Origin of the sequence: Cytobacillus horneckiae (assembly GCF_002835735.1) — a bacterium.
GTDB lineage: Bacteria > Bacillota > Bacilli > Bacillales > Cytobacillaceae > Cytobacillus > Cytobacillus horneckiae.
Window position 1 is genome coordinate 160,654 of record NZ_PISD01000008.1, and the last position, 14,273, is coordinate 174,926.

Consider the following 14,273-nt stretch of genomic DNA (forward strand, 5'->3'; position numbering starts at 1 on the left):
TTGATATTTTAAATTTTTGAGGTGAGTTTATGATTAATCAAGAAATGAAACAGAATTCCCCTTATTTAGGGAGGGAAGTTGAAACGGCTGTTTTACCTAATGGGGCTATTGTTAATAAATTTCTTTCTTTAATGGGTCCTGCAGAGCCCAATCTCATTTCAATTACAAAAGGTATAACAGTTCTACGCCGTTTTTCTGTCGATAACACTGTTATTATTGAAGGAAATGAAGGGGTTATCATTTGGGATACAGGCTCGTACATGTCAATCGGAAGGCGCAAATATGAAGCGCTCCGTCAATTGACGAATAAACCAATTAAAGCAATCATTTATTCACATAACCATTATGCTATGGCAGCGAAAGCATTTGTAAAAGAAGGAGAAGAGGTTGAGATTATTGCTCATCCTGATGTCCATAAAAATGTTATCAATGGGGCAATGGAGCTAGCACCCACATATCAAAGAAATGGTGCACAACATGCAGGATATTTTTTACCACGTACCGGTCCAGACGCAACGCTTGCCCAGTTTGAAAATGTTACAGATAACGATAAATCGACTGGATATTTAAAACCAACCTATGTGGTAAAAGATGGCGAAGAGTTGATGTTGGATGGAGTTAGAATGCAGTTTTTTCATACACCTTCAGACACGAATGATTCCCTAACTATGTGGCTGCCAGATCATGATACAATCATTACGAATAGTATTTGGAATGCATTTCCAAATATTTATACGCTTAGAGGTCAAAGATACCGTAATCCAGTAGAGTGGACAAATGGAATTGATATAATTCGTCAAATTAATCCTCAATACTTAATACCAATACATGGTAATGCAACAAAAACAAGGGCAGAAAGTTATGAGCTTGCAACGAGTTACAGGGATGGAATTTCCTTTATATATAGCCAAACAATTCGTGGAATAAATAATGGCCTTAAACCAGATGAGATTGCGGAGAGGGTAAAGCTTCCTGAGCATTTGGCAAAATTCCCCCAGTTATGTGAAGCATATGGTGAAATTACCCACCATGTCAAAGGAATATATAGTGGTGAATTAGGCTGGTTTAGCATGGATGCAGCAGAGATTAATCCAGTTCCAATTTCGTTTAGGTCTAGGAGAATTATTGATGGATTCGGGGGAATAGATAAACTTATAGGGGCTTCTAATAAAGCTTTGGAAGAAAAAGAATATGCCTGGGCAGCTGAACTCATTACCCATGTCTTAAATGTAGATTCCAAAAATCAAAAAGCTATCCAAATTAAAGCCAATGCACTGCGCCAAATGGGATATGTAACAACTGCTGTAACATCAAGAGCAATTTATCTTACACAGGCGTTGGTTTTAGAAGGGAAAGTAAGTTTGGAAAAAATTCCAGCTGTATTTCCGGGAATTATAGATAATAGTGAGATAAAATCACTTCCAATAGAAAAATCTATAAAAATATTAGAGTTCAAAATTGATCCTAACAAATCAAAGAAAATAGACCGGATTTTGACAATTAAGTTGAAAGACTTGAATCAGAAATTAGGTTTACATGTGAGAAGAGGCGTTGCAGAATATTTAAAGACAATACCTAAAAAGACGGATTTGAGTATAGAAACGACAAGTAATATATGGATTGATATTGTTTTTGGAGAAATAGCAATGGAGGAAGCAATCAAAAATGGAAAGGTAATAACAAAGGATGATGGAGAAGAGGTAATAAGGTTATTTAATGTTTTTGAACTATAATATCACTTTTTGAAAAATGGCAAAAGAAAGGTTTCGCTTAATAGTGAAATCCCTTCTTTTGTTTTATTGCACCAAAGAGGTATTAAAGTTGCAGTATGTCCTAAATTATTCTTTGAAGTAATTAGCTTGATTTTGAAGTTCTAATAAAAATTCCTTCTCCACTGCAGAAAGAAATTTGCTTTTTAATCGAATACAATAATAGGACATTCTTGAATCTATTCCTAATACAGGCTTAGCTAAAATCTCGTCTCCTTGATAAAATGGATCAGACTTGATAATTAACTCAGGTTCAAAACCTACTGCCAACCCTTGTGAAATAAAATACTTTTTTGTTTCAGAATTTTGTGATTGTACTAGAATGTTAAGTTTGTTATGTTTTCCGAATACTTGAGAATGATGTTTTCTATCATTTTCATTTAAATTTGCGGCAATCGGATAATTGTCTATATCCATCATGGTAAGAACTTCTTTACTTGCCAATTCAGAATTTTTTCTGAAGCATAGCATCATAAAGCTATCTATTATATGTGTGGTAGCTAAGAGTTGATTTTCTTCGCGTGATGAGGAAGGATAAAAGACTAAGCCTATATCCGCATCACCATTCAAAACGTCTTTTCTAACTTGTGAAGTTGGTGATTCTTTAATTTGAAGGGTTATTCTTGGGAATTTCAATTTAAGTTCAGCCGATGTTTTAGGCATAATGCTCCTGCAAATGGCAGGATCAGATGAGATAGATAAATGACCTTCAATTTCTGAAGAATCGATTTTAGCCTCATGCTTAAATTCCTCTATACAATTTAAAATCTTCTGTGCTTTTATGATGAGTTTTTTTCCGGTTTCAGTTGGCTCTAATCCAGTTCTAGATCGTTCAAATATCTTTACACCGAGTTCTTTCTCTAAGCTGCTGATCGCCAGACTTATACCTGGTGAAGTTACATAAAGTCGTTCAGCTGTAGTCGCAATTGATCCAGTTTTTGCTATTTCAGTGATGTATAAGAATTGCTCGATACGCAAAGTTTCACCCCTGTCAATAAAAGAATTGGCCTACTTATTTTTTTCATTAATAATTACTTAACCTATGTTTTAATTTCTAAACTTTAAAAAAGTATAATATAAAATTATCATAATTGTAAAGGTTTACATTAATTTGAATTATTAGAATTTTAATTCGAGGAAGGATGATCCAATTGTCACTAGCTTTAGAATCTCTAAGAGTTTTAGATTTAACAAGATTGCTGCCAGGTCCCTTTAGCACAATGCTTCTTGCTGATTATGGTGCAGAGGTTATTAAAATTGAAGACACTGGAACTGGAGATTATGTAAGAGAAATGAAACCGAAAATCGGCGAAAATAGCGCTCTTTTTCAATCAGTAAACCGAAACAAAAAAAGCATTTGTTTAGATTTAAAAACAGAACAAGGTAAAGAAATCTTGTTGAAACTGGTTGAAAAAGCAGATGTCCTTGTTGAATCCTTCCGACCAGGGGTCATGGAGCGGCTTGGCATTGGCTATGACGTGTTAAAACAGGTTAACCAAAGACTAATATACTGTGCCATAACAGGCTACGGACAAACTGGGCCTTATTCTAAAAAGCCAGGACATGATATAAATTATATTAGTTATGCAGGGATACTTGAATATATGGGTGTAAGTGATAGAAAACCGATTGTTCCTCCAGTACAGCTCGCGGACCTTGGTGGTGGAGCCCTCATGGGTACGATAGGTATATTAATGGCTCTTATTGAAAGAGAAAGCTCTGGAAAAGGACAGTTTGTTGATATTTCCATGATGGATGGAGCTCTTTCGTTGTTCCAAGTCCTTCTTCCAGCTTTTTTAGCGTCGAAAGAACAGCCAAAACGTGGCGAACATTTTTTGGCTGGAGGAAGAGCTAATTACGAAGTGTATCAAACGAAGGATGGTCTATATCTTTCAGTTGGATCAACGGAACTAAAATTTTGGAAGCGATTTTGTGAAACAATAGGACGGGAAGACTTCATTCAAAAGATACATGCGCCAATTAAAGAACAAGACTCCATGAAAGAAGAAATACAATCCATTATTATCAAAAAATCAAGACAAGAGTGGCTGGGAATATTTGATAGAGTAGAAACTTGCGTATCTCCAGTAAATAGACTTGAAGATTTAGAGAAAGATCCTCAGTTTATTGAAAGAAAAATGTTTCAAACATATCGAGACGCAGAAAATGATGAGGTCAAATTAATTTCACCGCCGATAATGTTATCAGAAACACCAGGAGTAATTCGTAATCTAGCACCAAAGCTTGGAGAGCATACAAATGAAATTTTATCAGACATTGGATTTTCCGACCAACAAATTGAAGTCTTATTAAATCAACATATTATTAAGAATAGAGCAAGTGAATCTGCTTCTAAAACAGGATAATATTGGAAAGTTTAATAGGGATCCAATGAGTAATGAAAAAGCTAAACCATTAAGCTAAGTTCTTCTCTTAGAGCATACAAAAATATAACATTTAAAAAAAGAAAAGAGGTGTTCTTTATGAATAATAAAAAAAGTAATGTAATTAAGAGTGATAGAAACACTTTAACTACTATTGAAAACAAAGTTTGCTTCATAAAATTGAATAGACCTGAAATTCGAAATCCTATATCTGAAGTAATGTGGGAATTACTCGAAACTTTTAAAAAAATTCAATACGATGACCAAATAAAAGCAGTTATTATAACTGGGGCAGAACGAGTGTTTTGTGCTGGTGGAAATCTAAATAATGTGCAAGGTGATATAAATGTCTTTGACACTCGAAAAAGATTGAAACAAATTCATGATCTGCTTCACATTATGAGAAGTTTGGAAAAACCAATTATTGCTGCGGTAAATGGAGCTGCAGCGGGAGCTGGTGTCAGTCTTGCTTTAGCATGTGATCTGGTTATTTCCGCTCGATCTGCTTTCTTTATTCAGAGTTTTGTAAAAGTGGGTGCTCTCCCTGACTTTGGTGGAATTCATTTTCTAACACAATTAATCGGCCCTCATCGTGCCAAAGAACTCATGCTTTTAGGTAATCGGATCACTGCTGAACAAGCCTTACAATTAGGCATGATAAATGAAGTAGCTGATGACGATGACTTAATTGATCGAGCATATTCGGTAGCTCAAAAGATAGTAGATGGGCCAAGTTTGACAATAGGACTGATTAAACAATTAGTTAATCGTAGCATAAATATAACTTTAGAAGATTTTTTGGAAATAGAAACTTTTGGTCAAGCTTTATGCTTTCAAACAAAAGATTTTAAAGAAGGCGTATCAGCTTTCTTAGAGAAACGTTCGCCATATTTTAAAGGAGAATAATCCCATTTAGTAAAATACTTTTAAAATCTTGAAAATAAGTTGGCTTTTGTTCAAATGAAAAATGATTGAATTATATGGAGAAATATTGAATAACAAATTCTTAATAATTAGGAGAGTTAACATGAGATTAAAAAATAAAGTAGCAGTAATTACAGGTGGTGGAAGTGGAATTGGACGGGCAACTTGCCTTAAATTTACCAAAGAGGGTGCCAAAGTTGTTGTCGCAGATTTTAATGAAACTGCAGGAAAAGAAACGATTGAAATGCTCAAAGAAATAGGCGGAGAAGCAGTTTTTAAAAGTGTAGATGTGACCGACTACAAACAGGTTGAAGACATGGTGAATTTCACAGTTGAAACCTATGGACGAATCGATACGATCTTTAATAATGCTGGAATTGCATTAGGAAAACCTTTACTTGAGCTAGATCCAGAAGCCTATGAAAAGGTTGTTAAAGTGAACCAAGATGGAGTGTATTATGGGATTTCATTTGCAGGCAGGAAAATGCGTGAATTAGGGATTCATGGAACAATTATCAATTCATCCTCAGTATTTGGATTTTTAGCAAATGCAAATACCTTTAGCTATAATGCATCCAAGGGTGCGGTAAGGTTAATGACACAGACTGCCGCGCTAGAATTGGCACCATATGGCATTCGTGTGGTCGGCGTTGCTCCAGGAGTAGTTAATACGCCTATATACGACCCTGTTAAAGCTTTGGGACGTGAGAGCGAGTACACCCATAAGCAAATGACGAAAAGATTCACACCACCATCAGACATCGCGAATGTTGTCGCATTTTTGGCTTCAGACGAAGCATATGCGATAAATGGCAGTACGATTTTGGTTGATGATGGTTATGCCTCATATAAATAATGGAATAAACATAGAATTTTATAGTTTCGGGTAATAAAACAAAAGAAGGGACCTCGCATATAGGTGAATTCCATCTTTTCCATCAATCGTTTTTAGGATTTCACTAATCTCAAACTATTAAAATTTATTTAATATACCTTTTAATTTATAAACTTTATTAAAGTGATTAATAAAGTTATCGTTAGGAAAAGATTCTAACTTTTTAGAATATTATCAGGATAACTTACTTAATAAAACAGGAGGTAATGAAGTTTGGGAAAAAAAGCAAGAATTATTGGGGTAAATATGATACCGTTTACAAAGCCTGGTAATCAAGAACCATATCCAGTGATGGCAGCTAAAGCAGTAAAAGGTGCTTTAGAGGACGCTGGATTAGATTATTCCGAAATTCAACAGGCATATGCAAGCTATATTTATGGTGACAGCACTTGTGGTCAAAAAGCATTATATAAGGTTGGGATGACAGGGATCCCAATTTTTAATATTAATAATAACTGTTCTTCAGGTTCTACTGCGCTGTTTTTGGCAAGGCAAGCAGTTGAGTCTGGTTTAGTGGAATGTGCGTTGGCTGTTGGATTTGAAGAAATGCAGCCCGGTGCATTGAAATCACACTGGGATGATCGTATTTCACCAGTCGAATGGCTACAGGAACGATTGGTAGCGTTGTGGCCCGAAGTGCCGCAAGCACCTAGAGCAATCCGGCTATTTGGAGGTGCCGCTGAGGAATACCTTGAGAAATATGGAGTGAATCCAGACATTTTTGCAAAGGTGGCTGTGAAAACAAGAAGTCATGCGATTCAAAATCCCTATTCGCTTTTCAGTAAGCAATTGACAGTCGAAGAAGTGATGAGCTCTCCAAAGTTGATGCCACATATGACACGTCTAATGGCCTGCCCGCCCACTTGCGGAGCTGCTGCAGTTATTGTATGTAGTGAGGGATTTGCTAAGAAACATGGTATTTCCAATCCTGTTGAGATTGTAGCACAAGCGGTAACAACGGATATGGACGTAACTCATGACAATATTATCAATCTAGTTGGTGCAGACATGACCCGCCGTGCCGCCAAGCAAGTATATGAATCAGCAGGAATTGGTCCTGATGAGGTAGATGTATTAGAACTGCATGATTGCTTTACTCCAAGTGAGGTTATTATTTATGAAGGCTTAGGGTTATGTGAGGAAGGTGGGGCAGAGAAGTTTATTCATGATGGTGAAAATACTTACGGTGGAAAAGTGGTCGTTGGTCCTTCCGGTGGGTTAATGTCGAAAGGGCATCCCATTGGAGCAACGGGTCTGGCTCAATGTACGGAGCTTGTATGGCAACTTCGCGGTCAAGCTCAAAAACGTCAAGTGGAAAATGCGAGAATCGCCCTTCAACACAACTTGGGCCTTGGTGGAGCTTGCGTCGTAACCATGTACCGCTTAGGATAATTGGAATCTTTTTAATAAATTATTTGCTGTATTGCTTTCTCCAAACTGACCGTCTTGATTAACGTGAAATTCGGCATATTTATGCCCTACACGGTCTCCAAGTACGGTTTTTTTATTTATAAATATATCGGAGGTATTAATATTGAATATTGGGAGTTCACTTAGTAGAAATGCGAGAATTATGCCAGAAAAAGATGCAATAATTTGTAATGGGAAGTTTTACACATACGACCAGCTTAACCGAATTGTTAATCGTTTTGCACATGGATTAATTTCACTAGGAATTAAAAAGGGTGACAAAGTATGCTTGATGATGAAAAACTCAGAATACTTTCCTATCGCTCAATTTGCTTCATATAAAGTTGGAGCTGTCGTTATACCAATTAACATTCGTTTAACAAAATCAGAGGTTGCATATATTGTAGATCATTCTGACGCGAAGTTAATAATCTTTGATTCAGAATTTGGAGAGTTAATAGAACAGTCACGATCGACAAAGGTAATTCACTGTATTGCCGTTCACGAAGCAAATATAGAGGGACACTTGCCTTTTAATAAAATACTCACTGAAAATGAAAAAGATCCGGATGTTGTTGTTATACAATCTGATGATTCTCACATTTTATACACCTCTGGGACAACAGGAAAACCAAAAGGAGCCTTATACGATCATTATCGGGGCGTCCTGTTTGTATTTAATGCTTTAGGTTTGCACGGTGTAGGCTTAGAAAATCGCATATTGCATTTTATGCCATTCTTCTTCGCAGGAGGATTTACTGCATTATATAAGTGTATTTTCTTAGGTCAAACTGCTGTCATTCATCAAAAATTTGATGCAGCTGAGGTTCTGCAATCGATTGAACAATATAAGATTAATACATTTCTTGCAGTTCCAACTATGTATAACATGTTACAGCAAGTACCCAATAAAGAACAATATGATTTATCTTCTATTAAAGTTCTTCAATATGGTGGAGCACCAATGCCTCCTGAACTTATAAAGCAAACGATGGAATTGTTTAAAACTGATCAATTTATAAATAGATGTGGACTAACAGAAGGAGGTCCTGGTGGAATTTTTTTATATCCTGAAGATCATAAAGAAAAGCTTGGTACAAGCGGAAAGCAAAGGTTTTTAATGGAGGCCAAAGTAGTAGACAAAATTGGGAAAAGTGTAATACCAGGAGAAATCGGAGAATTGATTCTTCGAGGGGATATGATTATGAAGGGTTATTATAAAAATCCCAAGGCTACAGAAGAGGCAATTCGTGACAGCTGGTTATATACAGGAGATATGTGCTCAATTGATGAAGATGGGTACATAACGCTTGTGGATCGTAAAAAGGATATGATCATTTCTGGTGGGATTAACATTTATTCTGTAGAAGTGGAGAACATATTGTATTCTTATGATGGCGTATTAGATGCAGCTGTTATTGGACTTCCAGATGAAAAGTGGGGTGAAACAGTTACAGCCATTATTGTCCCTAAACCAGGATATTCAATAAATAACGCTAACTTAATTGAATTCTGCCGGTTGCACCTAGCAGGTTATAAGATTCCTCGCAATATTCATTATGTGGATGTATTGCCGAGAAATGCATCAGGGAAAGTCCTAAAGTATGAACTGCGTTACCAGTATTTGAATGGTAAATCGGAACTCCACCCATTTACTAATAGTTAACGACTGGATTTTATTGATTTCTAAATGATATTAAGGGATGTCTATTAAACTAGGCATTCTTTTTTATTGTAATTTTTATTTAGTTATATCCATGATGTTCCCTACTGATAAAGAGCCATAAAATATATTTAATGCACCTTTAATTTTCAAAACTTTATAAAAATACAAAAAATAAATATCATAAAAGTATAAAGATTCATATAATTCTGAATCTAGTTAAACGATTTTTTCAAAAAAGAGGGGAGAAGTATTTGGCTAAAAGGAATAGTTATTGGGTGTAAAAATGATAGCGTTCCCAAAAACCGGAACACTACATTGGGATGAAAATTAAAAATAATTAATATTGAGGTGAATTTATGAGAAAGGATATTCAGAGTAAAGGTTCACTTTATTAAAGTTAACCATAGCTTGCCTCTTATCCGGAAGGAAATCCACATCATATTGAAATACCGTCAATGACTATATTCGACATTCTAAACAAATTCCCAAATTAGATTGCTGTCGTGGATGAAGAGAGGGAACTAACCTTTTTTGAGTTAAAAAATATTAGCGAACGTGTAGCGATGGCGCTCTATAAAAGGGGATTTCGCAAGGGTGATTGCATCTCGATCATGGCACCGAATTGTCTAGAATATGTCATTGCCTTTTTCAATTCAAAGCTTAGGTGGTGTCGTTGTTCATGTGAATCCTAATTATCAGCCGGCAGAATTGGAACATATTCTACAAAAATCGGAGTCAAAAGGTATAGTGGCTTTCATCATGGCATGGAATCGTATATTTTAATTAAAGAAATCCAGAACTGTTGCAGAGATCGATTAACTAGAAATAAAGCTCCTCGTATTATTGACTTTAGAGATTACTTTGTATCGGACAAGAGTAAAATATTATATTTTAAAAATTATGAAGGAGGTGTAATACTTGCGTTGGATTAGCCTTATGTTTTTGTTTTTTGCTTCTTTTATAACCTATGCAGATAAGGTAGTAATCGGTTTTGCAGCCGAACAACTTATGAGAGAATTTAGCTTAAACAGTTCTCAATGGGGAATTGTAGGGAGTAGTTTCTTCTTAGTATACATTATTACCAGTCTTATAGGAGGGACTTGGTCAGATCGTTTTGGAACAACTAAAATAATATTCATTGTCTTAGCGGGTGTTAGTATTATACAGTTGGGATCATTTGCGATTATCGGATTACCAATGCTAATTATGTATCGAGTGTTGCTAGGAGCTTTCGAAGGGCCAATTGTTCCAACTGGGTTGAGTCATATTGCAAAAATCTTCCCTGCAGAGGCAAGAGGGTTCGCAGTGTCCGTGTTCATTGCTGGTGCCTCTATTGGCGGAATAGTTTGTGCACCTATCCTAGTAAGTTTGATTGCAAATATAGGATGGAAATGGACGTTCGTATCACTAGGATTTGTCAGTTTGATATTACTCGTAATTTGGGCTCTAGTTAATTATTTTTCCCAAAATAGGAATAATCACACGACGATAATGACCAAAAAATTAAAATGGTCACATATTGCTCCTATTCTTCGTAATCCAGCTTGCCTATTAACAATTACTTTATCAGCTGCTTCTTATTGGCTCATCATTTGGGTAGCGTTATGGGCCCCTGTATATTTAACGAAGATAATGAAATTGGCACCTATGAAGATGGCTTATCTAATCTCGGGAACAGGTATTGCATCCATATTTTTGGTGTTTTTGATATCAACTATTTCTGACCGCATCTTCAAAAAGACCCAGAGCTATAGAAGGTCACGTGTATTTGTCTCAGCCATTAGCACCATTATAGGTGGTCTAGCTCTTGCAGTCATTCCGCTAGTAGGAACTTCATTCCAATGGATTTTTGTGTTCTTGTGTTTAGCAAAAGGGGCTACCTATGTGAATGTTTCAATGGCTACTCAAGTCATGATTAAACTAATGCCAGAAAGAGCTGGTTTCATGTCCAGCATTTTGACCTTAGGTAACAATATCACACAATTGGTTGCACCAATTGTTACGGGATTATTAATTCAATCTGCTGGGGGGAATTTAGCGCTTGGTTTTAATTATTCCATTTATCTCATGGTGGGGTTGTTTCTCCTCATTGCTATTCTCAACTTAATCTTTGTGAGACCTGATGATATTAAAGAAAACACTATTTCTGAAAAAACAGTGACATTCTAAACAGTGAAGTTGTACTGCAAAGAATGATAGGCAACGAAGTTGTTACTGAGTATTCGCAAGGTGAATTATGTACAACTACTTAAGCTAGTGAGAATTCTCACTAGCTTAATCATGGAAGAATAATCAAATGATTCGTAATATTAATAATGTTTTTAGGGTTAAAGAGTAAGGTGGAGTATGACTGTAATGTAGAATAATCAGATGGGGATAGGGGAATTTAACATGAATGGTTATGATAAGGTTGCTAAAATTAGCCTTCCGACAACTATAAATACAGATGGTGTGAATGTTTTTTTAATAAAGGGAGATACCATCACATTAGTAGATGCTGGTCATAATATCGAGGGTTCTTGGGAAGTTTTTAATGATCAATTAAAATCGTATGGATATACAGTGAAGGATATTAAACAAATAATCATTACTCATCACCATGTGGATCATATTGGTTTTATTAAATATTTTGATCATGATATTACTTTAATAGGCCATTCTGATTGTGAACGTTGGTTAAATCCTACGACTCCATTTTTAGAACAACACGATGTCTTTTTCAATGAATTATTTAATCAGCTTAGTGTACCGGATGATTTAGCTAAACAATATCTTATTCATAAAAATGATCATGTCATAGAAAATGCTCATCGTGGTATAGATCTAAAAGTTAAAGAAGGCTCAGAAATTCCTGATCTTTCGGAATGGAGGATTGTCCATACTTTTGGTCATTGCCAAGGCCATATATCATTATTTCATCCAGAAGATAAGATTTTAATCGGTGGAGATATATTGATGCCACATATTTCCCCGAATCCGATATTAGAGCCTCCTCTTCATATAGGGGGTGAACGATTAAGGCCGCAAATTCAATTAAATGAAACGCTTCGTAAGTTATTTGATTTGCAGATTGAAAGAGTTCTTCCAGGACATGGAGAAGACATCACTAACGCTAGAGAGTTGATTAATATTCGTTTAAAAAGACAGCATGAACGCGCCATTCGTATAAGAGACTGGCTTGTGGAAGAACCAATGACAGCCTTTGAAGTGTGTAGTCGTTTATTCCCCAAAAGCTATAAGTCTAGGCTTGGACTTACACTTTTTGAAACAGTTGGGCATTTAGATTATTTAATAGCACAGAATTTAATAATAGAAGCACGAAGAAAGGATGGTTTTAACTATTCTGTTAACATTAAAAGCAAACAATATTAGAATATATTAAAATATAGTACGTAAGGTAGGGTGTAAATTATGGGATTAGAGGAGTATGTAAAAGAAAACTACCCAAACGTTATGGAAGAATATAACTGTTTTGTACGAGATTTTGTTCCTTCAGTTGGATCTGAAGTGGCTTCTTTAATAGATGACCTTGGTGGTATTTCTGGACAGTTTCTAGAGGTAATTGGGTACAGTGCTTTAGGATGTGGTATGGATGCATTTATAGATTTGAAAAATAGATCTGATGGAGAAAATTGTATGTGTTCTTTTGTAAACTGGCATAAAAAAGTCAAACTGATGAAGGGAGAATTTGTCTTAATAAAAAGTGTAAATTTCAATGATTAATTATTATGTAAAAGAAGGGGGTTCACTAAATAGGGTGAATTCCTTTTTTTTATTTTGATGAAAAATCGTAAAAGCAGTTGCATTGTAGATGTCGTTTTTCCCTAGTGTTAGTAATTGTTTCAAGACATTAATTTTTATTTAATGTACCTTTTAATTTCTATACTTTTAAAAAAAACAATATGAAATTATCATAAATATAAAGATTCGCACTATTTAGAATCTTGCTAAACCAGCAAATCATACTAAGAAGGAGGGATGTAGACTTGAGTAAAAAAGTAAAAGTGATCGGTGTAAATATGATGCCGTTTACAAAGCCTGGGACTCATGAACCCTATGAAGTAATGGCAGCTAGAGCAGTAAAAGGTGCGTTGGAAGATGCAGGAATTAATTATTCTGAAATACAACAGGCTTATGCAAGTTATGTTTACGGTGATAGTACTTGTGGCCAAAGAGCCTTATATATGGTGGGGATGACAGGAATCCCAACTATAAATGTGCACAACAACTGTTCTTCTGGTTCTACGGCTCTATTTTTGGCAAGACAAGCGGTCGAGTTTGGTTCAGTTGAATGTGCACTGGCGGTCGGATTTGAAGAGATGCAGCCTGGAGCATTGAAATCTCATTGGAATGACCGGACATCAGCACTCGGTTGGGCGGAGGATCGCTTGAAAGAGCTTTGGCCTGAGGTGCCAGAAGTACCTAGAGCCATTAGGCTGTTTGGAGCAGCAACAAAAGAGTATCTTGAGAAATATGGAGTAAATCCAGACATTTTTGCAAAAATATCTGTGAAATCGAGGAACCATGCAACTAATAATCCATATTCGCTTTTCCGTAAACCACTGACGGTTGAAGAAGTGTTAAATTCTCCGATGCTGATGCCTGATATGACACGTCTAATGGCCTGTCCACCTACTTGCGGAGCCGCAGCGGCTATTGTATGTAGTGAGGAATTTGCTAAGAAGCATGGTATTTCCAATGCTGTTGAAATTGTTGCGCAAGCTTTAACTACGGATATGAATGAAAGTAATGACAATATTATCAATTTAGTTGGAGCAGACATGACTCGACGTGCCTCTAAGCAAGTATATGAAGCTGCTGGAATAGGTCCTGATGAGGTAGATGTGTTAGAACTCCATGACTGCTTTACTCCAGCTGAGGTCATTACATATGAAGGCCTGGATCTCTGCGAAGAAGGTGGAGCAGAGAAGTTAATAAATGACGGAGATAACACATACGGTGGAAAATATGTGGTAAATCCTTCAGGTGGTTTGATGTCAAAAGGACATCCCATTGGGGCAACTGGATTGGCTCAGTGTACCGAGCTTGTTTGGCAGCTTCGTGGTCAAGCACAAAAACGCCAAGTAGAAAATGCAAGAGTCGCTCTTCAGCATAATTTAGGACTCGGTGGAGCCTGTGTAGTAACAATGTATCGAGTGGGATAAATGAAATTCCATTTATATAATTGCGAATTTTAGAAATCAATATTAGAAAATAGAGAGGAA

12 protein-coding genes are annotated in these 14,273 nt (G+C 36.1%); 11 read left to right on the plus strand and 1 reads right to left on the minus strand.

Features of this window, described 5'->3' with window-relative positions; translation table 11 throughout:
- Positions 1 to 29: 29 nt before the first annotated feature.
- Complete coding sequence (locus tag CWS20_RS03950; RefSeq protein WP_066200011.1) at positions 30 to 1,733, plus strand: alkyl sulfatase dimerization domain-containing protein; 1,704 nt, start codon at positions 30 to 32, stop codon at positions 1,731 to 1,733.
- Positions 1,734 to 1,838: 105 nt separating this feature from the next.
- Here the strand turns inward: CWS20_RS03950 and CWS20_RS03955 are convergent, their stop codons facing one another.
- Positions 1,839 to 2,747 (minus strand): LysR family transcriptional regulator, encoded by a 909-nt coding sequence (locus tag CWS20_RS03955; RefSeq protein ID WP_066200008.1) that lies wholly within the window; start codon positions 2,745 to 2,747, stop codon positions 1,839 to 1,841.
- 173 nt (positions 2,748 to 2,920) lie between these two features.
- Between CWS20_RS03955 and CWS20_RS03960 the strand changes: the two genes are divergently transcribed.
- The 10 genes from CWS20_RS03960 (at position 2,921) to CWS20_RS04005 (ending at position 14,213) form a co-directional block, all read left to right on the plus strand.
- Positions 2,921 to 4,135, plus strand: coding sequence for a CaiB/BaiF CoA transferase family protein (locus tag CWS20_RS03960; protein WP_066200005.1), 1,215 nt, complete (start codon positions 2,921 to 2,923; stop codon positions 4,133 to 4,135).
- A 117-nt stretch (positions 4,136 to 4,252) separates the two neighbouring features.
- On the plus strand, positions 4,253 to 5,059 hold the full coding sequence (locus tag CWS20_RS03965; RefSeq protein WP_066200003.1) for an enoyl-CoA hydratase/isomerase family protein: 807 nt from the start codon (positions 4,253 to 4,255) through the stop codon (positions 5,057 to 5,059).
- A gap of 121 nt (positions 5,060 to 5,180) precedes the next feature.
- Entirely contained in the window at positions 5,181 to 5,933 is a 753-nt protein-coding gene (locus tag CWS20_RS03970) for an SDR family NAD(P)-dependent oxidoreductase (protein WP_066200001.1), read from the plus strand.
- Positions 5,934 to 6,185: 252 nt separating this feature from the next.
- The gene (locus CWS20_RS03975) at positions 6,186 to 7,364 is read left to right on the plus strand and encodes a lipid-transfer protein (protein ID WP_083957450.1); all 1,179 of its coding nucleotides are present in this window, start codon (positions 6,186 to 6,188) and stop codon (positions 7,362 to 7,364) included.
- A gap of 142 nt (positions 7,365 to 7,506) precedes the next feature.
- Positions 7,507 to 9,048, plus strand: a complete 1,542-nt coding sequence (locus CWS20_RS03980; RefSeq protein ID WP_066199998.1) for a long-chain-fatty-acid--CoA ligase — start codon at positions 7,507 to 7,509, stop codon at positions 9,046 to 9,048.
- Positions 9,049 to 9,551: 503 nt separating this feature from the next.
- Positions 9,552 to 9,740: an AMP-binding protein gene (locus CWS20_RS29275; protein ID WP_158236993.1), complete on the plus strand. Its 189-nt coding sequence runs from the start codon at positions 9,552 to 9,554 to the stop codon at positions 9,738 to 9,740.
- Positions 9,741 to 9,966: 226 nt separating this feature from the next.
- A complete protein-coding gene (locus CWS20_RS03990) occupies positions 9,967 to 11,217 on the plus strand; it encodes an MFS transporter (protein WP_066199992.1) in 1,251 nt (416 codons plus the stop codon).
- Between the two features lie 222 nt (positions 11,218 to 11,439).
- On the plus strand, positions 11,440 to 12,420 hold the full coding sequence (locus CWS20_RS03995) for an MBL fold metallo-hydrolase (protein ID WP_066199989.1): 981 nt from the start codon (positions 11,440 to 11,442) through the stop codon (positions 12,418 to 12,420).
- Positions 12,421 to 12,459: 39 nt separating this feature from the next.
- Positions 12,460 to 12,771, plus strand: coding sequence for a hypothetical protein (locus CWS20_RS04000; protein ID WP_066199986.1), 312 nt, complete (start codon positions 12,460 to 12,462; stop codon positions 12,769 to 12,771).
- Positions 12,772 to 13,034: 263 nt separating this feature from the next.
- A complete protein-coding gene (locus CWS20_RS04005) occupies positions 13,035 to 14,213 on the plus strand; it encodes a lipid-transfer protein (protein WP_066199981.1) in 1,179 nt (392 codons plus the stop codon).
- Positions 14,214 to 14,273 lie beyond the last annotated feature (60 nt).